Here is a 25,852-nt window from a genome sequence, read left to right on the forward strand (position 1 = left end):
TCGCTTCTCATTCGCCCTGCCTCCTCGCTCTTGGGCTCTCGCCAGACGCGCTTCTTCCACTGATCATCGCGGACCAACCCGATTTCCGACCCGATCTCACAGATCCAGCACATTCTCCAGGCCGACGGTCAGCCCCGGCCGCCGCGGCACGGACCGGACCCCGAGCAGCACACCCGGCATGAACGACGAGCGGTCCATCGAGTCGTGCCGGATGGTCAGCGTCTCGCCCTCCCCGCCGAAGAGGACCTCCTCGTGCGCGACCAGCCCCGGCAGCCGCACCGAATGCACGCGCACACCGTCGACCGAGGCTCCGCGCGCACCATCCATCTCGGAGGTGGTCGCGTCCGCTCCCGGCTCGAGCCCCGCCTCGGCCCTGGCCTGCGCGATCAGCCTTGCGGTGTGGGCCGCGGTGCCGGACGGCGCGTCCGCCTTGCGGTTGTGGTGCAGCTCGATGATCTCGGCGGACTCGTAGAAGCGCGCGGCCTGCTGCGCGAAGCGCATGGCGAGAACTGCCCCCAGCGCGAAGTTCGGCGCGATCAGCACGCCCAGTTCGGGCTTCGGCCGCAGCCACTCGCGCAGCGTGTCCAGCCGCTCCTCGGTGAAGCCGGACGTGCCGACGACGGCGTGGATGTTCTGCTCCACCGCGAACCGCAAATTGTCCATCACCGCATCGGGATGGGTGAAGTCGACGAGGACCTCGGCGCCCGCCCCGGAAACCTCGGTCAGCGCGTCGCTCGCGTCGACCGCCGCCACGACCTCCATGCCGGACGCGGCCCCGACGGCCTCCGTCGCCTGTGCGCCCATCCGTCCCCGTGCGCCGAGGATGGCGACTCGGATGGGGTCGTCCGCACCACGCTGCGACGCGGAGGCTCCCGTCGCGGTCGGTTCGGCCTGGGTCATGACGCGATCACCTCGTGCAGGTCGTCCGGCAGGTCCTCGGAGTGAGCGTACGGGCCGACAACAGCGGCAGCCGAAATACCCACCCGTCGCACCAGGTCCTTGGCCAGCAGGCACACCTCGTCGGTCCGCACCGCGTCGATTCGCGCGATCGTGTCGTTCACCCCGAGGTACCGGCTGTAGTTGAGCTCGTTCTTGCCGATCCTGGACATCCGCGACGCGGTGTCCTCGAGCCCGAGCACCAGCCCGCCGCGCAACTGACCCTTCGCCCTGGCGACCTCGGCATCGGTGAGCCCGTTCTCGCCGACCTCGTCGAGCACCTCCCGCAGCACCCCGGCCACCTCACCGAGCCGCTCCGGCTGACATCCGGCGTAGACCGAGAGGTGCCCGGTCTCGGCATAGGAGGCCACCGACGAATAGACCTGGTACGCGAGGCCCCGCCGCTCCCGGACCTCCTGGAACAGCCGGGAACTCATCCCGCCGCCCAATGCGGCGTTGAGCACCGACAGCGTGAAGCGGCGCTCGTCGTGCCGGGCCAGTGCCCGCAACCCCAGCATCACGTGTGCCTGCTCGGAGTCGTCGGTGTGCAACGTGAGCGCGGACTTCGAACGGATCCGGCCGCGCCCGACCCGTGGGGGCATCGGCGTGCCCGATCCGGCGGGAAACGGCTTCAGTGCCGCGCGCACCAGCCGGAGCACCTGGACGTGGTCGATGTTGCCCGCGACCGACAGCACCATCCGGGGCAGCGTGTACTGCCGCCTGTAGAACGACCGCAGCGCGCTCGGCCGCATCCCGGTGATCGACTGCTCGGTGCCGAGTACCGGCCTGCCGAGCGGGTGGTCGCCGAGGATGGTGCCCACGAACGCCTCGTGCAGTAGATCCTCGGGGTCGTCGTCACGCATGGCGATCTCCTCGAGCACCACGCTGCGCTCGGTCTCCACATCGGCGTCCGCGCACACCGCACCGAAGACCACGTCGGACACCAGATCCACCGCGAGCGGCAGGTCCTCGTCGAGCACCTGCGCGTAGTAGCAGGTGTGTTCCTTGGCGGTGAACGCGTTGAACTCGCCACCGACGGCGTCGATCTCCTCCGCGATCTGCCGGGCGTCGCGGCGCCCCGTGCCCTTGAAAAGCAGGTGCTCCAGGTAGTGCGCCGCACCGGCCACGCTCGGATGCTCGTCCCGCGACCCGATACCGACCCACAGGCCGACGGTCGCCGAGCGCGAGCCCGGGACCCGCTCCGTGATCACCCGCAGGCCACCGGGCAGGACCGTGCGTTTGACCAGCGAGCCGTCGTCCGCCGATTCGAGCGTCCGTGTCCGTCCCACGGCCTGCTCATGCCCCGAAATCTGTCGAACCATCGTGTCCTTACCTCTGCGACGAAACGACCCGTCACCCCCGCTGAGGCGAGTGACGGGTCGTTCGTCGGATAGCGGCGGTGCCGGTGAACTACTGAGCGGCGTCGGCCGTCTCGTTCTCTGTCTCCTCGGCCGCAGCGCCTTCGGCAGGCTGGTCGTCCTGCACCACGATCAGGCTGATCTTGCCGCGGTTGTCGATGTCGGCGATCTCCACGCGGAGCTTGTCACCGACGTTCACGACGTCCTCGACCTTGTTGATGCGCTTGCCGTTGCCCAGCTTCGAGATGTGCACCAGGCCGTCCTTGCCCGGCAGCAGCGAGACGAAGGCGCCGAAGGCGGCCGTCTTCACCACGGTGCCGAGGAAGCGCTCCCCGACCTTGGGCAGCTGCGGGTTGGCGATCGCGTTGATCTTGTCGATCGCGGCCTCGGCCGAAGGGCCGTCCGCCGCACCGACGTAGATCGTGCCGTCGTCCTCGATGGAGATGTCGGCACCGGTCTCCTCGGTGATGGTGTTGATCATCTTGCCCTTCGGCCCGATGACCTCACCGATCTTGTCGACCGGGATCTTCACGCTGGTGACGCGCGGCGCGTACGGGCTCATCTCGTCCGGGCCGTCGATGGCCTCGGTCATGACGTCGAGAATGGCGAGCCGAGCGTCCTTGGCCTGGTTCAGCGCGGCGGCGAGCACCTCGGACGGGATGCCGTCCAACTTGGTGTCCAGCTGCAGCGCGGTGACCACGTCCTTGGTGCCCGCGACCTTGAAGTCCATGTCACCGAACGCGTCCTCGGCACCGAGGATGTCGGTCAGCGCCACGTACTCGGTCTTGCCGTCGACCTCATCGGAAACCAGGCCCATGGCGATCCCCGCGACCGGGGCCTTCAGCGGCACACCGGCGTTGAACAGACCCATGGTGGACGCGCAGACCGAGCCCATCGAGGTCGAGCCGTTGGAGCCGAGGGCCTCGGAGACCTGACGGATCGCGTAGGGGAACTCGTCCCGCTTCGGCAGCACCGGCACCAGCGCGCGCTCGGCGAGCATGCCGTGCCCGACCTCGCGACGCTTCGGCGTTCCCACCCGGCCGGTCTCACCGGTGGAGAAGGGCGGGAAGTTGTAGTGGTGCAGGTAGCGCTTGTGCGTTACCGGCGACAGCGAGTCGATCTGCTGCTCGAGGCGGAGCATGTTCAGCGTGGTGACACCCAGGATCTGGGTCTCGCCGCGCTCGAACAGCGCCGAACCGTGCGCCCTCGGGATCACGGCGACCTCGGCGGCGAGCTGGCGGATGTCGGTCAGGCCACGGCCGTCGATGCGGACCTTGTCGCGCAGGATCCGCTGGCGGATCAGGTGCTTGGTCAGCGAACGGAAGGCGGCGGCGATTTCCTTCTCCCGGCCGGCGAAGGCTTCGCCCTCACCGATGCCGACCTTCGCCAGGACCTCGGCCTTGACCTCGTCGGTCGCGGTCTCCCTGTCCTGCTTGCCCGCGATGGTCAGCGCCTTCGTCAGGTCGTCGGTCGCGATCGCGGCGACGGCCTCGTAGGCGTCGGGCTGGTAGGCCGGGAACGTCGGGAAGTCGGCGGTCGGCTTGGCGGCGACGTCGGCGAGCTTCTGCTGCGCCTCGCACAGCACCCGGATGAACGGCTTGGCCGCCTCCAGGCCCTCGCCGACCACCTGCTCGTTCGGCGCCTTGGCACCGGCGGCGATCAGGTCGAGCGTGTTCTCGCTGCCCTCGGCCTCGACCATCATGATCGCCACGTCACCGGCGTCGTTGACGACGCGGCCGGCGACGACCATGTTGAACGTGGCCTTCTCCAGCTGCTCCCAGGTCGGGAACGCGACCCACTGGTCCTCGATCAGCGCGACGCGGACGCCGGCGATCGGGCCGGAGAACGGGATGCCGCTGAGCTGGGTGGACGCCGAAGCCGCGTTGATGGCCAGGACGTCGTAGGGGTCCTGCGGGTCCAGGCTCTGCACTGTGATGACGACCTGGATCTCGTTGCGCAGTCCGTCGGCGAACGACGGGCGCAGCGGGCGGTCGATCAGGCGGCAGGTCAGGACGGCGTCGGTGGAGGGACGGCCCTCACGGCGGAAGAACGAGCCGGGAATCTTCCCGATCGCGTACATCCGCTCCTCGACGTCCACCGTCAGCGGGAAGAAGTCGAAATGCTCCTTCGGGTGCTTCGATGCGGTGGTCGCCGACAGGAGCATGGTCTCGTCGTCCAGGTACGCAACGACGGATCCGGCGGCCTGCCTGGCCAGCCTGCCCGTCTCGAAGCGGACCGTGCGGGTGCCGAACCGGCCGTTGTCGATCACGGCTTCGGTCTCGTGCACGGTTGTTCCGCTTGCGTCGGTCATATGGTGTTTCTCCTCATCGTCTCGGGCAACGCTGTCCCCACCCTTTGGGGCACGCCCGAGGAACTGAGGCCGGTCTTCGATCGAAGCCCCCGGGTTCGACCCGGGAGCCACTACCGAGGACCGGCAGACTTGTCCTCGTGCGCGGTGCGCTCGCCCTGTCTTCTTCGTCTAACTCGTGTCTTGCTGTGTTTCCTCCGAAGAACAGTCACACCAGCTTCGGGGTGTTGACGTTCTTGCGGTGTTTCCTGCGGTTATGCACCGAGGGGGAGCGACCCGGTGGCCACTCCCCCTCGGTTCAGCTCATCGGCGGAGGCCGAGGCGCTGGATCAGCGCCCTGTACCGCTCGATGTCCACCTTCATCACGTAGTTGAGCAGCCGGCGGCGACGGCCGACCAGCAACAACAGACCACGACGCGAGTGGTGGTCGTGCTTGTGAGTCTTCAGGTGCTCGGTGAGGCCGATGATCCGCTTGGTCAGCAGGGCCACCTGGGCCTCGGGCGATCCGGTGTCCGAGTCGTGCACGCCGTACTCGGTGAGGATCGACTTCTTTTCGTCAGTGGACAGAGCCACGCTGGTTCTCCTACTTATCTCTGTGCCGTGCGGCCCGGACGATCGTTCACGTCGGGTGAGACGGTCACGGCCGCCACGGACTGCAGCCGGACCCAACTATCGAGCGTAGCAGCCACGTAATTACCGCACGTGCTCGACAAGGCCGAAGCGCTCGATCGGGGTGTAACGCGGCCCCGGCTCACTGGCGCACAGCACGACCTCGGTCGCCGTCCACGACGGTCCCCGGTATCCCGCGAGCGTGTCCGCGAGGGACTCCGGCCGCAGCCGGTCCCGGTTTCGCGCGACGGTGAGATGCGGGCGAAACGGGCGCTCGTCGGCCTTCGCTTCGGTCGCGGTCGCCAGATCGGCCAGGTTTCCGTCCACTCCTACCCATAATACGCCGGGAAACGTTCCCGTCCCCGTGAGCCGCACCTCCCGGGCCGGGAGCCCGGTCAGCGATGTCCGTAGCTGACCCGCTCTGGCCTGCGGATCGTCGACGCCGTAGAAGCCGAGTGTGATGTGCCACTGCGACGGCGGAGTCCAGCGCAGCCCGGCTTCGGGCACGTCGTCCAGCGCCTCCCGGAGCGACCGCACCGCCTCGGCGGACGGCACCAGTGCGCTGAACAACCGCACGCCCACCCGTCACCCACCTCCACCCAAAACGAGTCGCTGCGCGACGCGGAATCGCCCACCGTCACCCACCCCCAAACGAGTCGCTGCGCGACGCGGAAATGGCTTCTCAGGAGTTCTTGCCCGCCCTGCGCAGCAGGTCGGCGATCGCCGGAAAGTCCGGATCCAGGCGGTTGGCGGCATCCACCAGGTTCTCGTCCTCGGCGACCTCCCGCAGCGCGGCGAGCACCGCACGGTCGTCCGTACCCGCCCCGACGGGCAGCGTGTCCCGGCCGACCGTGGGCCTGGCATCGCGCACGTCCTCGAGGGCCCCCCGGAGCGCCTCGCGGTTACCCGCCGCGACGGCGGGGATGAGGATCTTTCGTTCGAGCATGATCATCCGGGCGAGCACGACCGGGTTGCCGATCTTCGCGCGCCTCCCGCTCATCACCTGGCTCAGCATCGGGGCACTGATGCCGAGCACTTCGGCGAGGAAGGCCTGCGAGACGTCGAACGCCACAACGAGTCTGCGGACCCGGTCGCCCAGTGGTTCCCCGTACCACTCCCGCTGAAGTGCGATGTTGCGCTGGACGATCTTCTGGTCCTCCACCTTTGTCCTGCTCCCCTAGACAGCAACTCTGCGAACGGCCCGATACGGGCGGCCCCTGCCGAGCATCTTGCCAGCTGGGACGGTCGGCCGTGGCTGAATCACCCAGCCGTTCGCATTCGCACCGCGGATGCCCGCATCCGGCTCAGGCGAGCCCCAGGACGGCGCGCGTACGCACCACGTCGTCGTCGATCTGGGCGACGAGCGCGTCCGAGGAGTCGAAGCGGACCTGGTCGCGCAGCTTTCCGACGAAGTCCAGCGCCACGTGCTGGCCGTAGAAGTCCTCGTCCACATCGAGCACGAAGGCCTCGACGGTGCGCTCCCGGCCCGAGAAGGTCGGGTTCGTGCCCACCGAAACCGCGGCCGGCAACCGATCACCCGGCTTGGCCGGACGAGTGAACCAGCAGGCGTAGACCCCGTCGGCCGGGATCGCGGCGAAGCGTGGGGTGGACAGGTTCGCCGTCGGGTAACCGAGGTCGTGGCCGCGCCCCTCCCCGCGGACCACGATTCCCTCCAGCCGGTGCGGACGACCCAACGCGTCGGCCGCCGCCGCGACATCGCCCGCGTCGATACAGGAGCGCACATAGGTCGAGGAGAAGGTGATCTCCGCCGAGGTGTCGTCCTCCTGCGCGGCGTCGTCGGCGAGGGTGCGGCCCTGCAACCGCGCGCCGTGGGCGACGAACCCGAACCGGGTGCCGAGCGTGCGCAACAACTCGATGTCGCCCGCGGCCTTGTGGCCGAACGTGAAGTTCTGCCCGACCACCACGACCGCCGCGTGCAGCCGGTCGACCAGCACCTCGTGCACGAACTCGTGTGCGGACAGCCGGGAGAGCTCGAGCGTGAACGGCAGGACCGCGAAGACGTCCACGCCGAGTTCCTCGACCAGTTCGGCCTTGCGCCGCAGTGTGGTCAGCTGCGCGGGGTGGCTACCGGGACGCAGGACCTCGGACGGATGCGGATCGAAAGTGAGGACCACGCTCGGCAGACCCCGCGAGCGTGCCGTTTCGACGGTCCGGCGGATCAGCGCCTGGTGTCCACGATGGACCCCGTCGAAGACTCCGATGGTGACGACGCACCGCCCCCAGCCACTGGGAAGATCCGCCAATCCGCGCCAACGCTGCACCGAACCACCTTTGCGTCAGACCACTGTGTGTCGTACCCCAGCAACTCTAAGCCGGAGCGAGGACGACGACCGTCCGGGCCGCGTTGTCCGTGTCGGCGGCGAGGGCGAGCACCCGGCCGTCCGGATCGAAGATCCCGTAGACACCGGCCATGCCCGCGGCCGGAATCCGCTGGCCGTACTGGACCGCCCGCGCGGTGGCCTGGTCGACGTCCCTGCGCGGGAACGCCGCGGCGACCGCGGCGGCGAGGTCGTAGGACAGCGCGGGCTCCTCCTCCAACTGCTCCAGCGTGCGCGCCGCGGCGAGGGTGAACGGCCCGACAGTCGTGCGACGCAGGGCCACGAGATGACCACCCACGCCGAGACCCGAACCGAGATCGCGGGCCAGCGCCCGGACATACGTCCCGGACGAGCACTCCACCATCACGTCGAGTTCCAGCGTGCCTTCGCCGCGGCGCACACCGAGCAGGTCGAACCGGTAGACCGACACCGGCCGGGCGGGCAGGTCCACCTCCTCCCCCGCGCGCACGCGGGCGTAGGCCCGCTTGCCGTCCACCTTCACGGCGCTGACCGCGCTCGGGACCTGCTGGATGTCGCCGGTGAGTTCGGCGATCCCCGCCTGGATCGCCGCGTCCGCGATCGCCTCGAGTTCCGCGGGCTCGGCGCGGGTCAACACCTCGCCCTCGCTGTCGTCCGTGGTCCTCGCCTCGCCGAGAGCGATCGTCGCGAGGTAGGTCTTGCGGTCCAGCGCCAGGTGCCCGAGCAACTTGGTGGCCCGCTCGATCCCCAGCACCAGCACGCCGGTGGCCATCGGATCGAGGGTGCCCGCGTGCCCGACCTTGCGGGTGCCCATGATGCGCCGCGCCCTGGCGACGACGTCGTGCGACGTCATCCCTCCCGGCTTGTCGACGATCAGCAGACCGGGCGGAGGTGCGGGCTTGCGCGAATGTTGCTGGCGAGACACGCGCGCACTGTATCCACCGCGCCCAGGTGCTCCGGCACACACGGGCCGTTCTTATTTTCCTTGACGGTTATATGAGTGACTGGTTAAGCTCGGGAACGTGGACACCTTCCAGGCCGTGGCCGACCCGGTGCGGCGCAGCATCATCGAACGACTGGCTTCGGGCGAGGCCAGTGCGGGCGAACTGGCCGAGCACACCAGCGGCGAGTTCGGCATCAGCCAGCCCGCCACGTCCAAGCACCTGCGCGCCCTGCGCGAGGCGGGCCTGGTGAGCAGCACGATCGCCGCACAACGGCGGATCTACCGCCTCGACCCGCGACCGCTCGCGGACATCGCCGACTGGGCGCATCGCCAGCACCGGTTCTGGAGTGACCGGCTCGACACGCTCGAGAACCAGTTGCTGGCCTCCGGGAACCCCACCGACGAGAACAACACCGACAAGGAGACGACATGACAACACTGCTGGGCACCGTGGACCGCGCGACCGGATCGGTTCACCTGGAACGAGTGCTCCCCGCCTCCCCAGAGCGCGTCTGGGCCGCCCTCACCGAGCCGGACCGGATGGCCGGCTGGCTCGGCCCGGTCGAGAGCGGAACGGCGGGACCGGGCCGGACATTCGTCCTCAGGATGGAGCCGGAGGCCACCGCGACCTGCACGGTGACGGCATGGGATCCCCCCGCACGACTGAAACTGATCTGGGACTACACCGGCGAAGCCCGCTCCGAGGTCTCCTTCGCACTGTCCGATGAGGACGGGAAGACGCGGTTGGTCATCGACCACGTCAAGGTGGGCGTCGATCCTGTGGAGTACGCGGCGGGCTGGCACGCCTACCTCGACAGCCTCGTCCAGTACGTGGAGGGCAGACCGGTCACCGGGTTCACGGCGACCTTCGAGGCGATGCGAACGCGTTACGCGGCCGCGGCACCCACTGACTGACGCTCGGGCGCGTCCCAGCGCCTGCGCCGGATTCGCACCGGCAGCTGTTCGCCGCGCGCCTCGGCGGCGAACAGCTGCGCCCTGGTCCTGCGCCACCAGACCAGCATGCGCGAGGCACCGAAGCCCAGGATCCCGACGACCGCCAGCAGCGCGATCCGGAAGTCCCCGGTCAACTCCAGCAGGACGCCGATCGCCAGCGCCGACAGCGTCGTCGCGACGAAACCGCCGACGTTGACCACACCGGTGGCCGTACCCACCCGGCGCAGCGGGTTGTAGTCCCGCGCGAGCGCGAACGCGATCATCGAAGCGGGCCCCCCGAGGGACAGGAAGGCGAAGCTCGGCACCAGCACGGCGACCGGGATGGCGCCCGGCCAGCCGAGCAGCGTCGCCCACACCAGCGCGGCCCCGCCGAGATAGCCGACCGCCAGCGGCAGTCGCAGTGACGGGTACCGGCCGATCACCGCGCCGACCACCGGGCCACCGATCATCGAGCCGAAGACGAACACGGTCAGCAACGCACTCGCCGACTTGGGCGCGAGCCCCTGACCGTCCACAAGGAACGGCAGGCCCCACAGCAGCGTCAGCACGTTCGGCGCGAACATCGTGCTGAAGTGCAGCCAGAAGCCGAGCCTGGTGCCCGGCACCCGCCACGCCTCGGCGACCTGCGCGGCCACCGCCCGTGGACCGCCCGCGGAGGTCCGCACGGGTGTCACGCCGAGCGGGGTGTCGCGCACCCGCAGGTTCACCACAACGGCGAAGACGACGGTCACCAGCCCGGCGATCAGGAACGTGGGGGTCCAGCCTGGCCCGGCGAGCAGCAGGGTCAGGGGGACCGTGGCAGCCAGGTTGCCGAGGTAGCCCATCGCGGTGGTGAACGAGGTGACCAGCGAGTACTGCCGACCGGGGAAGTGCGCGGCGATGAGCCGCAGCACGCTGACGAACGTGAGGGCGTCACCGAGTCCGAGCACCCCCCTGGCCACCAGACCGACCGGATAGGACTCCGCGGTCGCGAGCAGCACCTGGCCGGTGCCGAGCACCAGCAGCGCCGCGGTGAGCACGGCGCGCGGGCCGAACCGGTCGACCAGCAACCCGGTGGGGATCTGCATCGCGGCGTAGACACCGACCTGCAACACCGTGAAAGTACCGAGCGCGGCCGCTCCCACACCGAACCGGTCGAGCGCCTCCAGGCCCGCCACACCGAACGAGGTGCGATGGAAGACCGCGAGCAGATAGACGGTGGCTCCGGTCAGCCAGATCGCCCACGAGCGGCCGGTGGCTCGCTGGGACATCGACTGGGTGGGCACGGCACTCCTTCGAGGACGACTTCGGCGACGGGCGAGGACAGGTCGCGGGCGTCGGCGTTGCCGCACCGCTCATTACTTGTATCGGCTATGCAACGCCGAAACATACCCGTTATCGAAGTGCGATTCCTCACGTCCGGACGGCGCCCACCACCGCCCAGTTCCCGGAGCGCCACCGCGCCACGACGGCCACGAGGCGCAGCAGCATGAACACGGACAGGCCGGTCCAGATGCCGGCCAGTCCCCAGCCGAAGCCGAGCGAAGCCCAGATCAGCGGCAGGAAGCCGAGTACGGCGCTGGCCAGTGTCGCGGTGCGCAGGAAGGCCGCGTCCCCTGCGCCGAGCAGCACGCCGTCCAGGGCGAACACGATCCCGGCGATGGGCTGGAGCGCGACGAAGAACCACCACGCGTTGGGGATCTCGGCCAGCACCCCGGCGTCGGTGGTGAACACGCGCGGCAGCACCTGCGACACCGCCGCGAACAGGGCACCCAGCGCACAACCGAACACCAGTCCGTACCGGGTGATCTGCCCGGCGATGCCCCGGGCCTGCCGCGACGAACCGGCGCCGAGCGCCGCCCCGACCAGCGACTGCGCGGCGATGGCGACCGAGTCCAGCACCAGCGCCAGGAAGGTCCACAATTGCAGCACCACCTGGTGCGCGCCGACGGCCGCGGTCGACGTCCTGGCCGCCACAGCGGCGGCCGAGACGAAACAGGCCTGGAACGCCAGGCTGCGCAGCACCAGGTCCCGGCCCATCCCCAGCTGCGCCCGCATGACGGAGAAGTCCGGCCGCAGCGGCACCCGCTCCTGGCGCAACGCGTGCAGGAACAGCCCCGCCGAGATCACCTGGGCCACCACGTTGGCGACGGCCGAACCCTCCAGCCCCCAGCCGACCGGATAGACCAGGATCGGGCACAGCACGGCCGAGATTCCGTTGCCCGCCAGCACGTAGCGCAGCGGGCGCACCGCGTCCTGCACACCACGCATCCAGCCGTTGCCCGCCATCGTGATCAGGATCAGCGGCGCGCCGAACAGCGCTATCCGCAGCCAGGACGCCGCCTGTTCGGCGATCTGCGCGTCCCCGGACAGTCCCCTGGCCACCGGCCCGGCGAGCAACTGGCCGGCGAGCAGCACGACGATGCCGACGGCGATCGCGATCCAGGTGGCCTGCACCCCCTCGCTGACCGCCTCCGCCCTGCGCCCCGCACCGTGCAGCCGCGCGGTGCGGGCGGTGGTGCCGTAGGACAGGAACGTGAGCTGGGTGGACACCAGCGTGAGCAGCACACCGCCGAGCGCCAGCCCGGCCAGCGGCAGCGCCCCGAGGTGGCCCACCACGGCGGTGTCGACCAGGACGTACAGCGGCTCCGCAGCGAGCACCCCCAGCGCGGGCACGGCGAGGCCGAGCACGCGCTTCGGGGGCACCCGGTCGGTCACCGAGCTTTCCGGTGTCACAGGCTCCGGGGTCTCAGCTTCGGAAGTCACAGCAGCGGGGCCTCCGCCAGCGCGCCGCGCACCTGCTCCAGTGCCTGTTCGGCGGTCCCGTCGAGCGTGCAGCCCGCAGCGAGACGGTGCCCGCCGCCGCCGAGCGCACGGGCGGCCGCGGACACGTCGATCCGCGACTTCGCCCGCAGCGACACGGTCCACTGCGCGGTCCCCGATTGCTTGAACACGGCCGCGACCTCGGCCTCCCGCACCGAGCGCACGACGTCGATCACGCTCTCGACCTCCTCGAGACGAACCCCGGCAGCGTCCTGATCGGTCACCACGGCGTGCGCCAGCCCGAGCCCGCGCGCCGCGCCGGTGTCCAGTCCGGCCCCGGCGAGCACCCCGGCAAGCATCGGCAGCCAGCCGAACGGGCGCTCCTCGGCCACTTCGCGCGCGACCCGGTCCGGGTCCACCCCGGCCGCCAGCAGCCGTCCGGCCAGCCGGTGCGTCTCCGGCGTCGCCCTGCGGAAGCCGCCGGTGTCGGTGACCAGCCCGGCGTACAGGCAGCGGGCGACGGGCTCGTCGAGCTCCTCGCCCAGCTCGTCGATCAACCGCAGTACGAGTACGGCCGTCGCCTCCGCGGTGTCGTCCACCAGGTTGTCGGTGCCGTAGCGGGTGTTGGAGGCGTGGTGGTCGACCACCAATACCCGCCCACCGGCCCGCTTGACGACCCCAACGCGCTCACCCAGCGAGCCCAGCCTGGCCGGGCTCGCCGAGTCGAGCGCGATCAGCAGCGGCTCCGATTCGGGCAGCTCGGTGGCCGGGATCCACAGCCCGGGGTCGAGACCGCGCAGGCTCTCCGGGACGGTGGCCGGCTCGGCGAAGCTGACCCGGACGGTCGCCCCGCGGCGCCGCAGCACCTGGGCGAGAGCGAGCGCGCTTCCGAGCGCGTCGGCGTCGGGGCGCACATGGGCCAGCAGGGTCACGTCGGTGGCCTCCCGCAGCAGCGCAACGGCGCGCGGGAGGTCGTCCAGGGCGAGGGTGGTCACGACAGCAAGCTACGCTTCCCTCCCGATGCCCGAGTACGCGATCCTCATCCTGCCCGCAGCCAACCGCGTCTACCACGACGTGTCACCGCGGCTGCTCCGCGCCGAGCTGGAAATCCTCGGCGACACCGCACTCTCCCAGCCAGTGCAGGAGATCGAGCAACGGGAGCTGGCCGGGACCGAGTACGTCACCTTCGCCACCGAACGCCCGCTGACCGGGGACGACGTCCGGCATCTGTCCGATCTGTCCTCGATGTACGTGCTGTTCGAGATCAGCGACGAACTCCTTCGCCCGATCCACACCAGCCCGCTGGCGTGGTTCGACTCGGATCTGCTCACCATCCAGAAGTACCCCGGCAAGACCAACGAGCTGTTCACCAAACTGCTGCTGAACATCACCCTGCTGGCCGCAGGCCGCGCCACAACCCTGCGCGACGGACCGGTGCACGTGCTCGATCCGTTGTGCGGCAGGGGAACCACGCTGAACCACGCGATGATGTACGGATGCGACGCGACCGGGTTCGAGGTGGACGGCCGGGATTTCGAGGCCTACGAGCAGTTCGTCAAGACCTGGCTGCGCACCAAGCGGGTCAAGCACAACGCGGAGACCGGCGCCGTGCGGCGCAACAAGGTGCGACTCGGACGGAAGCTGGACATCGAGTTCGGGCTGACCAAAGAGCGGTACAAGGCAGGCGACACACGCAGGCTGACGTACTACAACTGTGACACCCTGACCGTCGACGAGCTGTTGAAGCGCGACTCGGTCGACGTGATCGTCACCGATGCCCCGTACGGCGTGCAGCACGGCAGCCGCGCGGCGGGCTCGGGCCCGGTGCGCAGTCCGCGCGAGCTGCTGGCGGCGGCGGTTCCGGTGTGGAACCGGGCGCTGCGCCCTGGTGGCGCGATCGGGATCTCGTGGAACACCAATGTGGCCAAGCGCGACGAGCTGACCGAGATCCTCACCGGGGCGGGGCTCGACGTGCGCGAGGGCGGCCCGTACGACCAGCTCGAACACCGGGTGGACCAGGCGATCCTGCGCGACCTGATCGTCGCGGTAAAGCCACGCCGGGGGTAGTCTTTGCGCGGTGAACCAACTCGTCTGACTCCCACCCTCGTCAGCTGCGCAGCAGACGGTAGGCGAATACGGTGACAGCGCCGTCGTATACGACTAGCGTGGCAGACAAGAGGGTGTGGAAAAGGGTTGACGGCACAACGATTGGTGTCGGTGTCTGAGCGGCACTGGCACCGAGAGCGAGCCAGCCTAGACACGCCATGAGTATGCCGAGGTTCCACAGGACGAGAAGATCTCGGCGGACGGCGTTGGCGGCTGCGAGTTCGATCCGCCCCGCTGAGACTGTGCCACGCATGAACATCGCGACGATTCCGAAGAGAACTCCGCTGAGTGCGAGTGCTCCATGAGCACACGCTGTCGTCAACAGCAGGGAAAGCTCCGGCGGACGCTGCAATGCCAGGTAAACTGCGCTCGCCGCGAGCACCGTAGACAGAATGAGCGAACCAACCCCGAGCGGCACAGCGATCGTGCTGATGCGATTCACCCGGACCAGAGGGATCGCGCGATAGTCCAGGTGGCGTCCCCGGTTCCGACGGCGCACTGGTTTCAACCTCTGGGTAGCACCCGGCGCATGACAACTGACGTTATACCGGCCCAGACGATTGTGACCGCAGCCCCAATGAACACCACGACCTCCGTGGTGGCGCTCAGCGGTGTGCCACCCCGGCCATCCGCGATCGCGAGCACCACCAGAACCCCGAGCGCGTCGGCGACGACGGCGCACAACCACATGGCGAGCACCAACCTGCGGATTCCCTGGAAGAACCGTAGATCAGCCTCTGGCGCAGCGGGAGCCCGCGATCCGGCCGTTGCGGCACCGACCCCGGCGAACAGCAGGCTAAATGCTCCCCCAGCGACGAAAATCAATCCAAAGTAGAATAGCGGGTGAGTTTCGGTAGGCGCGGTGATACCAATCCAAAACAGTGCCACCAGTACCAGCACGGCAACACTGATTCCTGTGCTCGCGACTGTTCGTGCTGCCGAACGGATCACCGTCACTGCATCACGCGCCAATCTGACTTGCCCTGCATGGTACCGATGTTCGACTTCGCCCACTCGTCACCCAGGTCATGCACCTTCTGGGAGATGGTGGCCTGTTCGGTGGAGATGGTGTTGGTCAGAGACTGCAGTGACAGGATCGCGGTCGTGACGAGTCCAATTGAGACACCCGCTGCGGCTGCGATTGCCGCGATCGCGGCGGGAATCCCGACAACGGTACACGCGGCGGCGATCGCACCAACCGCCCCGACCACGAAAACACCCGTTGCGATAGCCATCGCTGTCCAGAACGTTTCGATCCCGTTGCCCAGATTGTCCAGCGAGCTACGCAGTTGGTTCGCCAGGTCCTTCACTGAATTCAGCCCGTCGACCTGTGTCGGTACCGTGGCCTTGTACGCCTCGGCGCCTCGTCCCTCCCAGTCCAGATTTGTCTGCATCTTGTCGAGACTGACCTCGCCAGCGATATCACCAATGACATTGCCAACCTTGTTAACCCAATCCTCGGCCACCTGATGCAACCGTGTGGGGCTACCCGGCTGATCAATCAACTGGTTGACCCGACCCCAGAACTCCTCCACCTTCTGCCGGAGCGCGTTCAAACCTTGCTGGATCGGCTCGATAAGATCGGAAAGGAAACCGGGGACCCAGCTCAGTACATCGTTGACCTTGTCGAAAAACTCGTTGATCTTTTGCTGAAGCTCGCCGAATTTGCCGTTAGCTTGCTGAATAGCTGGACTCGTCACGGCAGATCACCAACCCTTCATCAGTTACCGCCGGCGCTTTGTATGCGCTGCTGGTGATCGGCTTCGGTCTGGTCGTACATGTCGGCGGCCTGCCGCAACGCGCCCGCGAGGTCGGAAAAATTCTCTGCCGCCTGCCTCAACATATCCTCAAGAGCAGTCTGTGCGCCGGTGTAGGTGGTATCGATTCCCTTGTCCACGCCGTACATCGACACGTCATGTCCGGTGAGGCCCAACGACCCGATCGCGCTCATCGGCGCATCCAGGTCGGTCGCCGCACCGTCCCAGATCTCCGCGTCTGATCGTAGCGCGGAGATCGCCGTTTTCATGTCAACCATGTGCTACCTCTCACCGTTGGAATCGGTCGCTGCCGGCATGCCAAGACGACGCAAAAGACGCTGCGGATCCGCGGCTAGAACCATCAGTTCAGAAATCGCATTGCCACTCGGACCGGCCGCCATATCGCCCGGGGTACTCGCTTCGTGCAGACCCCGGAGCACCTCGACGAGTTCCGTCTCGATCTCGGTGTGCCGAGCCCGCCCGGACCAAGCACCGTCGATGTCCAGCGTAAGCACATGGCCTCGTTGTGCCGAGCCCTGCACGTGCCCACCGGAACTCCGCACCTGCACTGGCTGATCGACGATCGCTGATAGCCGCGCCGTGAATCGGCCCAACTCGGCGTCGACCGCATCGAGCAGCCGCTCCACGTCCTGCGTGGTCAGCGCCGACTCATCCTCGGTAACCTCTTGCAGCGGCACGGCCGGTGCCGTGCGGTCAGTCTGCTCGACACTGCGGGCCAGCGCTTTGGTCGTGGCAGCGTTCGCGGCCGAGAGCACACTGACGTGTAGTTGACGCGAGTCGACTACCTGATGCCATTGCGGCGACAACCGCACAGCAATGACAGTAGCCTCAGGCGAGACCACCACTTGGACCACCTGGTCGGCGTCCTGCCCGACCAGTGTCTCGTCGGGTTCTGCGACCGGACTCGACTGGCTCTCCGACTCGTCGTACTCCCAGTCCTCGGCTTCTTCGAAGCCCCATCTCCGATCGTCCACGTCGGCGGACTCTACTCAGATCTCGTCTCGGAGGCGGATAAATTGCACGAAGCACGCATCAATCACCCGTTCGCCGGAATTCTCGTACGCTATGTATTCGAAACTCTGCTCCGAATCGCGCTACGGAACGGTGGAATTCGTAGCTAGCTTGGGCTTTGGCGGTGACGGGGAGGCTTCTGCTCGCCAGTCACCCAGCAGGGCCGACGATGAGGGCGAAAGGGGGCGGGCTGCGACCAGTCGCCGACGTGTCCCACCCTCTCCCGTTCACCCACCTGGGACGCTTGCGGGTTCCGCAATTGCGCGACACGACGACCTCCTTGGGGTGAGGTGTCGCTGTTTGTGCGTGGCGCGGGCGTCGCGCGGCCATACGTTGCCGCCCATGGGTATCGACGAATCCAGCGCCCGGCGCCGCGAACTCGGCAGCGAACTGCGGCGGCTACGGGAGAAGGCCGGGTTCCAGGGCAGGGACATCGCCAAGGCGCTGGGCTGGGCGCAGAGCAAGGTCTCCAGGGTGGAGACCGGGATGCGCGGGAGCTCCGAGCTGGAAGCCGCGATCTACCTCGCCACCTGCCGGGTGGCGCCGGACGAGCTGAAGCGCCTGCTGGACCTGCACGCCGAGATCGAGGACGGTGTCTGGGTACGACGGCACAACCCGAGACTGCCCGACGAACTGCGGTCCCTGGTGGTGCAGGAGACCACGGCGACAGCGATCAGCAGTTACGAGCCGTTGATCGTTCCAGGTCTGGCCCAGACCGAGGACTACACGCGAGCTATCTTCCGCGGCGCTGGTCGGTTCGCCAACGACGACATCGAACTCCGCGTCCGTGCCCGAATGCAGCGGCAGTACCTCACTCGGCGACCGCATCCGCCCCGCCTGCGGTTTCTCATCCACGAGCAGGCACTACGGCTGCCGGTCGGCGGCATGCGCGTGATGCACGACCAGTTGCTGCACCTGGTGCTGCTCAACTCCCTGCCGCACTGGTTGGTTCAGGTGATTCCGACTCGTGCGGGAGCCAGAACCGGTGCCGAGGGTGCGTTCATGCTGGAGTACTCCGGTGCCAAGCCCACGGTGTACGTCGAACTACACACCGCTGGCCTGTTCCTCGAACAGCCCAAGGACATCGCCGCCTACCGGGAGATTCTCCGTCGTCTGGCCGAAGCAGCACTGAATCGGGAACAATCGACGGCGGCGCTTGCCCGCCTGGCAAGCGAGTACGACCGACCGGAAGAGGACCCCGATGGACGCACGTGAGCAGCCCGATCCGCATTGGCACAAGAGCAGCTACAGCGGCGGTGGCAACGGCAACTGCGTCGAGGTCGCGCTCACGGGGAATCGTGCGGCCGTGCGGGACTCGAAGGACACCACGGGCACGCCGCTGTCCTTCCCCACCCCGGCCTGGCAGGCGTTCCTGACAACCCTCACTGAGCACCACGCCTGACCCACCGGGCCCCCTCCCGCACTTTCCCGGGAAAGTGCGGTACTTGCGCACGCCGGGTATCGCACTTTCCCGGGAAAGTGCGACGCCTACCGCGCTGAATCGGTCGTGGGGGCGAGGTTCTGGGTACCGATCACGCGCAGGAGCGCCAGCTGTTCGTGCTCGGGAGTGCCGGGCGGGGCCGAGTAGACGACCACGAGCTGGTCGGCGTCGGGAACGTGCAGGGTGTCGCAGTCGAGTGTCATCGGGGCCAGCTGCGGATGCTCGATGGTCTTGCGATGACTGCGCCTTGTGGACGCACCACCGCGATCCCAGAGCCGTGTGAACTCCTCGCTGCCCGCGCGCAGGTCGGCCAGCAGACGGCGCAGCTCGCGGTCGTTCGGATAGCGGGCCGCCGCGGCCCGCAAATCCCCGACCGTCAGGGCGGACGCGTTCGCGCGCTCCTCGGGTGACTGGGCCACCCTGCTCCGCTCCGGATCGTTCGGGTCGGGCAGGAATTGCAGCCGGACGATGTTCCTCCGCTCCGGCCGCAGCGCCGTCCAGTCGCCATACAGGGCGGAGGCCATCGCGTTCCAGGCCAGCACATCCCCCTTCGCGCTGAGCACGAGAACCGGCAGGTCCGCGAACCGGTCGATCAGCCGCAGCACGCTCGGCCGGACGTGCAGATCGATGGTGCCGGGTGTCGGCGGCGCCGTTCCCGCGAGGTGGAACAGCTCGTCCCGCTCATCCTGGCTGAGGCGCAGCGCCCGGGCCAGCGCGGTCAACACCTGGGCGGACGGCTGGGTGCTGCGGCCCTGCTCGATGCGCACGACGTAGTCGACGCTGATCCCGGCGAGCAGGGCAAGCTCCTCCCGGCGCAGCCCCGCGACCCGCCGGTGCCGCCCGGCAGGCAGGCCGATCTGTCCCGGAGTCACCCGTTGTCGTGCTCGGCGGACGACCGCTGCCAGCTCCTGACGGTTCACGACTCCAGCATGCCCCGTACGCCACCGACGTGGGTAGGACCGCCGGTCCCACGGTCGACGAGTCCTGTCAGCGGCGCCCTCGCGCTCGCACACTCGGCAACATGACGACACACAAGATCGCCCTGGTGACCGGGGCCAACAAGGGAATCGGGTTCGAGACGACCCGCAGGCTGGCGGAGCTGGGCTGGACAGTCTGGCTGGGCTCTCGCGATCCCGAACGCGGAGCCGCAGCCGCACGCCGTGTGGCGGACCTGCTGCCGAAGGCCGATGTCCGGCCGCTCGCGCTCGACGTGACCTCCGACGAGTCCGTGGGCACGGCCCGCAAGATCGTCGACGAGACAACCGGCCGCCTCGATGCCGTGGTGAACAACGCGGGCATCGGCGGCCGGTTCGCCTCCCCCGAGGAGACCGTGTCCGACGATGCCCTGCCGGTCTACGAGGTGAACGTGATCGGACCGATCCGCGTCACAGCGGCGTTACTGCCGCTCCTGCGACGGTCGGCGGACCCGCGCCTCGTGATGGTGTCCAGCGGGGTGGGGTCGTTCGGCGTCACCACTGATCCCGACCGTCTCGAATCGACCCTGCACGCACTCGTGTACCCGTCCTCGAAGGCCGCGCTGAACATGATCACCAGTCAGTACGCGAAATCCCTCCGGGATATCCGTGTGCACGCCGTCGACCCGGGCTACACGGCGACCGACCTCAACGGACATCAGGGAATCCAGACGGTCCAGGAAGGCGCCGAGGCGGCAGTCCAGGCCTGTGTCGCCGATGAGTTGCCCGGAGTGTTCATCGACCGCCACGGAGCCGTGCCCTGGTAGTTGGATTTCGCTGGTCCGGTCAGCCGAACTGGCCGACCTCGTAGCCGCCGGCGGGCTGCTGGATGATGACGTTCAGCCGGTTGTAGGTATTGATGAGCGCGATCAGGCCCACCAGAGCGGCGAGCTGGTCCTCGTCGTAATGCTTGGCGGCATTGGCCCATACCTCATCGCTGACGCCACCGGCGGCATCGGCGATGCGGGTGCCCTGCTCCGTCAACTCCAGGGCGGCGCGCTCGGCGTCGGTGAACACCGTGGCCTCTCGCCAGGCCGCCACCAGGTTCAGGCGCAGCGAGGTCTCCCCCGCATGCATGGCTTCTTTCGTGTGCATGTCGGTGCAGAAGCCGCAGCCGTTGATCTGGCTGGCGCGGATCTTCACCAGCTCCTGTGTCGCGGCGGGCAGTGTCGAGTCCGCGACCACCTTGCCCGCGGAGTTGATGTACTTCGAGAACTTGGCCGCGACGGGGTTGCCGAAGATGTTGAGACGGGCGTCCATGGTGATCTCCTTGCCGATCCGACGGTTACACAGCACTGACGGATCGGCGCGACGAAACGTGACAACCGGACGAAGCACCTGGGCGTGACGTGCGTCTCACCGAGTCCGTACTCGACGAGGAGTTTTGGCGCAGGGGTGGATGGCCACAAGCGCCTGGAACGACGAGGGGCGGGCGGGCGGCCGTGGAGGATCGTGCACGGTGTTGCGGATCGGGTGCCGCCCGGGGTCGAGCCAGGGCGGCGGAAGGAATTCCGGCTGCCCGTGGCATATTCGGACGTCCCAGCCGCTGTGGTGCAGCATCCGATGGTGCCGGGCGCACACCAGCACCAGATTATCCAGATCCGTACGTCCATTATGGATCCACCAGGATACGTGATGCGGCGTGCACCACTTCGGCGCCCGATCACACCCCGGAAACGCACACCCCCGATCCCGCAGAACGAGGGCCCGCCGCTGAGCGGAGCTGGCATGTCGCACTGAGCGGCCGAGGTGCAGGATCTCGCCGTCGTGGCCGAAAATCGCGGGCACCACCCGCGCCTCACAAGCCAACCGCCGCAACTGATCCACCGTGTCAAACCCCGGCACATCCAGCAGTGCCGCCTTGACCCGGTTCTCCAGTTCGGCGAGGGTGACGGTCACGATCAGGACCGCGCGTTCCCCACCCTGCACCGACAAATCCTCGGTCCGGGCGGCGAGTGCGACGATCTCCGCCAGCGCGTCCCCCTGCCGCTGCGCCACAGTCCGCACATCGGGCTCGCCGTTCTCGCCTTTCGGGTGCGGCTTGGCCAGCGGGCCCAGCAGACCTTGCAGGGTGGCACCGGTGTCAGCGTCGAACTCGCCACTGAACCGCATCCGCCCATCAAACCCAATCCGGAAACGAAACTCCCGCAACGACTCCGCCGCAGGCTTGTCCTTCGGCGTCGGCCCGTCCTGATCCCAGTACCGCCGCAGACGAGTACCGACACGAGACACCTTCTCCGGACCCGCCTGTAAGGCGACATCCAACAAGATCCGCTCATCAGCAGCGCGTCGCTCGGCAGGCACCCACTCCGGACAGTGCTCGAACACCGAGCAAATCACTCGCACATGCTCCGCGGTGATCGCACCCCGCCCCAACGCCTCGCCGGTCGCGACCAAGTTCTGGGTCGCCACCGCCTGCATGCGGCGGGCCTCCGCCTCCCGCCGGGACAGCCGGGTGGCCTCGGCCAGCAGAGCGACCGTGTCCCGGTAACCCAGACTGGCGGCCAAGCCACGCTGCTCCGCCTCGGCCACCACTTCCAGCACCTCACCGTAGGCACGGCGCAGCGATTCCTCGCGCGTCAGCAGCGCCGCGACCAGCTCCTCATCGGAAACCTGCCACAGCGACCCGGCCACACGCGTGCCCTCGTCCACACCTTCAGATTACCAAGAATCGTAGAACATACGTTCGAATTCACCCCAAAGAGACTCCTACGACTCAACGTGACCATGGGTGTTCAGCTCGAAGGTTGACGGGCCAAGGCGCACAGCAGCAGTCTGGGCCAGCCTACTGCCCCGGTCTCACTTCAGGTGCCGAGCGAAGAACCGGTTCCCGGCATCCCCCTCGAACTGCGGGACGCCGATGTGCCCGCCCATGTTGGCGTGCAGCGTCTTCTCCTTGGAACCGAAGGCGTCGAACAGGTCCAGGGCCATCTGCCGGTCATTTCCTTCGTCGTCCCACTGCAGCAGGACCTGCAACGGAATGGTGACCTGCCGGGCCTCCTCGAACAGCGCGCGGGGCACGAAACTCCCGGCGAAGAGAAGTGCGGCCGAGATGCGCGGCTCGACCACCGCCAGCCGGATGCCGATGGCGATCACCCCTCCCGCGTACCCGATCGGGCCGCCGATCTCGGGCAGCGTAAGGAGGTCGTCCAGGGCGGCCCGCCATTCCGGGGCCGCCGTTTCGACCAGCGGGAGGACGAGCCGGTCGACGATCTCGTCGTGGACCGGCTCGCCGGCCTCCAGCGCCCGGTGCAGGTCGGCGCGGGCGTTCTCGGCGGCGGCGGAACGGGGCCGGTCACCGCTCCAGGGAAGCTCGATGGCGGCCGATGCGAAGCCCTCCCCCGCGCAGCAGTGCCGGGCCCGGGCCATCAGACGGGGGTACATCTTCTGCAGCCCGCCGGGGTGGCCGAGCAGGATCAGCGGAGCCGGTGCGGATGCGGACCCGGGCGTCCACAGGATCCCGGGGATCTCGCCGAGGGTGAATTCGCGTTCGAGGACGCCGTCGTCGAAGCGCTGTTCAGAAGTGAACCGCATGGTCGTGCCTTTCGGGAGTGCTCGCGAACGGCGCTCCCGGACGACCTATCGCCCGACCGTGACCCCGGACGGGAGCACCCATGTCGATACGTTCACGGGTACCACCTCCTCGTTCTCTCGCACGGCCGCCGGAAACATAGCAGTGGCCGCCATGGTCCGCCAACGCATTTGGCGACGGTGAGCGATGCGCAGAAGCGGCCTGGAGCCGAGATCTTCAGCCGAGCACCGCGAGGTCGAGCTTGGCCAGGCGTTCCGGGTCCGCGATCACGTCGATCTCGGTGATCCTGCCGCCGGTGAACGTGAAGCCCAGCGCCAGGGTCAGCCGGCCGCGCGGGGCCATCACCAGGCCGACCGCACCGTTGACGAGTGCCGGCTGGGTGAACCTGGCCCGCTCCGTCGCGAGACGCGCGCCCCTCGCAACGTTGCGTGCACCGCGTACCAGGATCGGTGCGGGAGTGGGACCGGCCGCCCGGTCGGCGCGCAGCACCACGTCCGAATCGAGCAGTGTGACCAGCGCGTCGAAGTCCCCGCCCCGTGCGGCCGCCAGGAAGGCGTCGACAACTCGCCGCTGCAGGCTGAGATCGGCGTCGGGCACCGGCTCGGCGCCCTTGACCCTGCGCCGGGCACGACTCGCGAGCTGCCTGACCGCGGCCGGGGAACGCTCAAGCATCCCGGCGACCTCGTCGAACGGCACGGCGAACATGTCGTGCAGCACGAAGGCGATCCGCTCGGCCGGTGCCAGCGCGTCGAGCACGACCAGCAGCGCCAGCCCGACCGAGTCGGCCAGCAACGCCTCCTGCTCGGGGTCGTTCCCCGCCCCCTCAGCCGCCACCGGGTCCGGCAGATGCGCGTCGAACGGTTCCTCACGCCTCGACTCCCGGGAACGCAGGACGTTCAGGCAGACCCGCGTCACCACGGTGGTGAGCCAGGCGGGCAGGTTCTCGACGCCACTGACATCGGCGCGGTTCAGACGCAGCCATGCCTCCTGCACCGCGTCGTCCGCCTCGCTCACCGAGCCGAGCATCCGGTAGGCCACGGCGCGCAGCCTGGGCCGCTGTTCCTCGAAACGCTCGGTCAGCGGATGGCGCTCGTCCACGTGTCACATTCCTTCCGGGCGAGGTGTCACAGCAGTAGACCCCACAGTCCTGGGAGATCAGCTCCGGGCGACAGAGTTTGGAGAAGTCATGACATCACCCATTCTGCTCACCGGCGGCACCGGCACGCTCGGAAGTCTCGTCATCCCGCTGCTGCGGGACGCGGGCCGCGCGGTCCGGGTACTCAGCCGGAGCAGTCACGAGCCCGCCGACGACGTCCAGTACGTCACCGGTGACCTCGTTACCGGCGAGGGGATCGACCGTGCGGTGCGCGGCGTCGAGACGGTCGTGCATCTCGCGGGTGGCGCCAACGGAAAGGGGGACGAAGAGGCCACCCGCAACCTGGTGCGCTGCGCGGCACATGCGGACGTGCGTCACCTCGTGAGCATTTCGGTGATCGGGGCGGACCGGGTGCCGGTGGGTTACTTCAAGGCCAAACTGGCCGTGGAGCAGGTGGTGGCCGGATCCGGGCTGCCGTGGACGATGCTGCGTGCCGCCCAGGTCCACGACCTGATTCTCACCCTCATGCGGACCATGGCGAAACTCCCGGTCATCCCGGCCCCCGGTGCGATTCGCTTCCAGCCGGTCGACTCCGGCGAGGTGGCGAACCGGCTCGCGGAACTCACCCTCGGTGAGCCTGCCGGTCTGGTACCCGATCTGGCCGGACCCGAGGTGCACGGGATGGCGGACCTGATCCGTGGGTACCTGCGAGCGAACGGCAAGCGGAGGTTGCTGCTGCCGTTGCCGGTACCGGGCAAGGCGGGCCGCGCTTACCGGGCAGGCGAGAACCTCTCCCGTGCGGGGGCGAGCATCGGCACGCTAACTTGGGCGGACTTCCTCGCAGCCCGGGGCATCGGACTCCCCGGCGACCGTACCGGCACCGGCGTCACCACCCCCTGACCGGTCAGGATCGCACTTTCCCGGGAAAGTGCCGGTCCCTGGCCCGCACTTTCCCGGGAAAGTGCGATTCGCCGGGAACAACGCTCATGAGTCCTATTCGGACTCGTTCGCGGGTTTGCTTGCCCAGAGCCGTTCCACGGTACCTGCCTTGAGGCGCTGCTGTTCCTGGACGACGAATCCGAAGCTCTGCACGATGGGTAGTGGACGCCGGGTCTGGTAGTCGCCGATCGTGCGAACGGTGATTTTCTCCAGCAGCCGCTGTCCGAAGCGGATCAGCGCGTGCTGGCTGCCGATGTGGTCGAGCAGCAGCAGCGTCCCTCCGGGCCGGAGCACCCGGTACATCTCGGCGATCGCCGTCCGCTCGTCGGCGATGCCACACAGGGACAGCGTGCAGACCACCGTGTCGAACGACGCGTCGGGGAACGGCAGTTGCTGGGCGTCACCCTCCCGCAGATCGACGGACCGGCCGAGGTCCGCCGCGCACCGGCGAGCGATCCCGAGCATGGCAGGGCTGAAATCGATTCCGGTCAGCCGGATCCCGTCCGGGTAGTACGGCAGGTTGCGACCGGTGCCGATGGCGACCTCCAGCACCTCGCCTTCGGCCTTGTCGCAGACCCAGGCCCGGCCGTCACCGAATTGCACCCGTTCACACCAGCCGATTTCCCGGTCGTACCGCGGCGCGTAGCGTTCCCACAGACCCCGCAGCCGCTGGGTGTCGTGTTCGGTCATCGTGCCGTCGGCACCTCCGCCTTCTCGATGTGGACCGGAGTGCCGATCATCCCCGCCACTGTGGGCCTCCACCATCGTCCATCTGCACGACATCGTAACCTTCAAGTCGTTCACGGT

At 68.3% G+C, this 25,852-nt stretch carries 29 protein-coding genes; 7 read left to right on the plus strand and 22 right to left on the minus strand.

The features are described 5' to 3' along the window. Nucleotides 1–96: 96 nt before the first annotated feature. From dapB to truB, 8 genes are all read right to left on the minus strand, one after another. A complete protein-coding gene (gene dapB / locus BM199_RS25710) occupies nt 97–900 on the minus strand; it encodes a 4-hydroxy-tetrahydrodipicolinate reductase (protein ID WP_091676522.1) in 804 nt (267 codons plus the stop codon). Beyond that, complete coding sequence (locus BM199_RS25715; RefSeq protein ID WP_091676525.1) at nt 897–2,258, minus strand: M16 family metallopeptidase; 1,362 nt, start codon at nt 2,256–2,258, stop codon at nt 897–899. The genes dapB and BM199_RS25715 overlap by 4 nt, the downstream gene beginning before the upstream one ends. Nucleotides 2,259–2,346: 88 nt before the next feature. Continuing rightward, entirely contained in the window at nt 2,347–4,605 is a 2,259-nt protein-coding gene (locus BM199_RS25720; protein WP_091676527.1) for a polyribonucleotide nucleotidyltransferase, read from the minus strand. A 300-nt stretch (nt 4,606–4,905) separates the two neighbouring features. Then, entirely contained in the window at nt 4,906–5,175 is a 270-nt protein-coding gene (rpsO, locus tag BM199_RS25725; protein WP_091676530.1) for a 30S ribosomal protein S15, read from the minus strand. A 120-nt stretch (nt 5,176–5,295) separates the two neighbouring features. Continuing rightward, the gene (thpR, locus tag BM199_RS25730) at nt 5,296–5,793 is read right to left on the minus strand and encodes an RNA 2',3'-cyclic phosphodiesterase (protein WP_091676532.1); all 498 of its coding nucleotides are present in this window, start codon (nt 5,791–5,793) and stop codon (nt 5,296–5,298) included. 100 nt (nt 5,794–5,893) lie between these two features. Further along, the gene (locus BM199_RS25735; protein ID WP_091676535.1) at nt 5,894–6,373 is read right to left on the minus strand and encodes a helix-turn-helix domain-containing protein; all 480 of its coding nucleotides are present in this window, start codon (nt 6,371–6,373) and stop codon (nt 5,894–5,896) included. 142 nt (nt 6,374–6,515) lie between these two features. Then, complete coding sequence (locus tag BM199_RS25740; protein WP_091676538.1) at nt 6,516–7,493, minus strand: bifunctional riboflavin kinase/FAD synthetase; 978 nt, start codon at nt 7,491–7,493, stop codon at nt 6,516–6,518. 46 nt (nt 7,494–7,539) lie between these two features. Then, complete coding sequence (gene truB, locus BM199_RS25745) at nt 7,540–8,454, minus strand: tRNA pseudouridine(55) synthase TruB (protein ID WP_091676541.1); 915 nt, start codon at nt 8,452–8,454, stop codon at nt 7,540–7,542. 97 nt (nt 8,455–8,551) lie between these two features. Here truB and BM199_RS25750 point away from each other — a divergent pair, with 97 nt between their 5' ends. Further along, on the plus strand, nt 8,552–8,905 hold the full coding sequence (locus BM199_RS25750; RefSeq protein WP_091676546.1) for an ArsR/SmtB family transcription factor: 354 nt from the start codon (nt 8,552–8,554) through the stop codon (nt 8,903–8,905). Further along, nucleotides 8,902–9,387: an SRPBCC family protein gene (locus BM199_RS25755; RefSeq protein WP_091676548.1), complete on the plus strand. Its 486-nt coding sequence runs from the start codon at nt 8,902–8,904 to the stop codon at nt 9,385–9,387. Before BM199_RS25750 ends, BM199_RS25755 begins: the two co-directional genes overlap by 4 nt. Here the strand turns inward: BM199_RS25755 and BM199_RS25760 are convergent. The 3 genes from BM199_RS25760 to BM199_RS25770 form a co-directional block, all read right to left on the minus strand. Then, a complete protein-coding gene (locus tag BM199_RS25760) occupies nt 9,360–10,676 on the minus strand; it encodes an MFS transporter (RefSeq protein WP_091676804.1) in 1,317 nt (438 codons plus the stop codon). The genes BM199_RS25755 and BM199_RS25760 overlap by 28 nt on opposite strands. A gap of 142 nt (nt 10,677–10,818) precedes the next feature. Then, entirely contained in the window at nt 10,819–12,171 is a 1,353-nt protein-coding gene (locus BM199_RS25765) for an MATE family efflux transporter (protein ID WP_425425590.1), read from the minus strand. Beyond that, nucleotides 12,168–13,163, minus strand: a complete 996-nt coding sequence (locus BM199_RS25770; RefSeq protein ID WP_091676551.1) for a DHH family phosphoesterase — start codon at nt 13,161–13,163, stop codon at nt 12,168–12,170. Before BM199_RS25770 ends, BM199_RS25765 begins: the two co-directional genes overlap by 4 nt. 25 nt (nt 13,164–13,188) lie before the next feature. Between BM199_RS25770 and BM199_RS25775 the strand changes: the two genes are divergently transcribed. Next, a complete protein-coding gene (locus BM199_RS25775) occupies nt 13,189–14,235 on the plus strand; it encodes a TRM11 family SAM-dependent methyltransferase (protein ID WP_091676554.1) in 1,047 nt (348 codons plus the stop codon). A 40-nt stretch (nt 14,236–14,275) separates the two neighbouring features. Here the strand turns inward: BM199_RS25775 and BM199_RS25780 are convergent, their stop codons facing one another. From BM199_RS25780 to BM199_RS25800, 5 genes are all read right to left on the minus strand, one after another. Then, nucleotides 14,276–14,716, minus strand: coding sequence for a hypothetical protein (locus BM199_RS25780; RefSeq protein WP_245788693.1), 441 nt, complete (start codon nt 14,714–14,716; stop codon nt 14,276–14,278). Between the two features lie 62 nt (nt 14,717–14,778). Beyond that, a complete protein-coding gene (locus BM199_RS25785; protein ID WP_091676557.1) occupies nt 14,779–15,231 on the minus strand; it encodes a hypothetical protein in 453 nt (150 codons plus the stop codon). Beyond that, nucleotides 15,228–15,974, minus strand: a complete 747-nt coding sequence (locus BM199_RS25790) for a hypothetical protein (RefSeq protein ID WP_091676560.1) — start codon at nt 15,972–15,974, stop codon at nt 15,228–15,230. The genes BM199_RS25785 and BM199_RS25790 overlap by 4 nt, the downstream gene beginning before the upstream one ends. Before the next feature lie 20 nt (nt 15,975–15,994). Beyond that, nucleotides 15,995–16,309, minus strand: a complete 315-nt coding sequence (locus tag BM199_RS25795) for a type VII secretion target (RefSeq protein WP_091676563.1) — start codon at nt 16,307–16,309, stop codon at nt 15,995–15,997. Between the two features lie 3 nt (nt 16,310–16,312). Beyond that, nucleotides 16,313–16,864, minus strand: coding sequence for a hypothetical protein (locus tag BM199_RS25800; RefSeq protein ID WP_245788695.1), 552 nt, complete (start codon nt 16,862–16,864; stop codon nt 16,313–16,315). Nucleotides 16,865–17,405: 541 nt separating this feature from the next. On the opposite strand from BM199_RS25800, the gene BM199_RS25805 reads away from it, so the two are divergent. Both BM199_RS25805 and BM199_RS25810 read left to right on the plus strand, forming a co-directional pair. Then, complete coding sequence (locus BM199_RS25805; RefSeq protein ID WP_177242790.1) at nt 17,406–18,278, plus strand: helix-turn-helix domain-containing protein; 873 nt, start codon at nt 17,406–17,408, stop codon at nt 18,276–18,278. Further along, nucleotides 18,265–18,465, plus strand: coding sequence for a DUF397 domain-containing protein (locus BM199_RS25810; RefSeq protein WP_091676571.1), 201 nt, complete (start codon nt 18,265–18,267; stop codon nt 18,463–18,465). Before BM199_RS25805 ends, BM199_RS25810 begins: the two co-directional genes overlap by 14 nt. Nucleotides 18,466–18,551: 86 nt before the next feature. Here BM199_RS25810 and BM199_RS25815 read toward each other — a convergent pair whose 3' ends face one another. Next, on the minus strand, nt 18,552–19,424 hold the full coding sequence (locus BM199_RS25815) for a helix-turn-helix domain-containing protein (RefSeq protein ID WP_091676575.1): 873 nt from the start codon (nt 19,422–19,424) through the stop codon (nt 18,552–18,554). A gap of 101 nt (nt 19,425–19,525) precedes the next feature. Between BM199_RS25815 and BM199_RS25820 the strand changes: the two genes are divergently transcribed. Further along, entirely contained in the window at nt 19,526–20,245 is a 720-nt protein-coding gene (locus tag BM199_RS25820; RefSeq protein WP_091676809.1) for an SDR family NAD(P)-dependent oxidoreductase, read from the plus strand. Between the two features lie 19 nt (nt 20,246–20,264). Here the strand turns inward: BM199_RS25820 and BM199_RS25825 are convergent, their stop codons facing one another. The 4 genes from BM199_RS25825 to sigJ form a co-directional block, all read right to left on the minus strand. Continuing rightward, entirely contained in the window at nt 20,265–20,738 is a 474-nt protein-coding gene (locus BM199_RS25825) for a carboxymuconolactone decarboxylase family protein (RefSeq protein WP_091676578.1), read from the minus strand. A 96-nt stretch (nt 20,739–20,834) separates the two neighbouring features. Then, entirely contained in the window at nt 20,835–22,130 is a 1,296-nt protein-coding gene (locus BM199_RS25830) for an HNH endonuclease signature motif containing protein (protein ID WP_245788697.1), read from the minus strand. A gap of 147 nt (nt 22,131–22,277) precedes the next feature. Beyond that, on the minus strand, nt 22,278–23,012 hold the full coding sequence (locus BM199_RS25835; RefSeq protein ID WP_091676581.1) for an alpha/beta hydrolase: 735 nt from the start codon (nt 23,010–23,012) through the stop codon (nt 22,278–22,280). 214 nt (nt 23,013–23,226) lie between these two features. Then, a complete protein-coding gene (gene sigJ / locus BM199_RS25845) occupies nt 23,227–24,108 on the minus strand; it encodes an RNA polymerase sigma factor SigJ (RefSeq protein ID WP_091676584.1) in 882 nt (293 codons plus the stop codon). 88 nt (nt 24,109–24,196) lie between these two features. Here sigJ and BM199_RS25850 point away from each other — a divergent pair, with 88 nt between their 5' ends. After that, nucleotides 24,197–25,006, plus strand: a complete 810-nt coding sequence (locus BM199_RS25850; RefSeq protein WP_091676590.1) for an SDR family oxidoreductase — start codon at nt 24,197–24,199, stop codon at nt 25,004–25,006. 93 nt (nt 25,007–25,099) lie between these two features. Here the strand turns inward: BM199_RS25850 and BM199_RS25855 are convergent, their stop codons facing one another. Beyond that, on the minus strand, nt 25,100–25,735 hold the full coding sequence (locus tag BM199_RS25855) for a class I SAM-dependent methyltransferase (protein WP_091676814.1): 636 nt from the start codon (nt 25,733–25,735) through the stop codon (nt 25,100–25,102). Nucleotides 25,736–25,852: the final 117 nt, after the last annotated feature.

It is taken from the genome of Amycolatopsis marina (assembly GCF_900111885.1).
In the GTDB taxonomy this organism is placed as follows: Bacteria; Actinomycetota; Actinomycetes; order Mycobacteriales; family Pseudonocardiaceae; genus Amycolatopsis; species Amycolatopsis marina.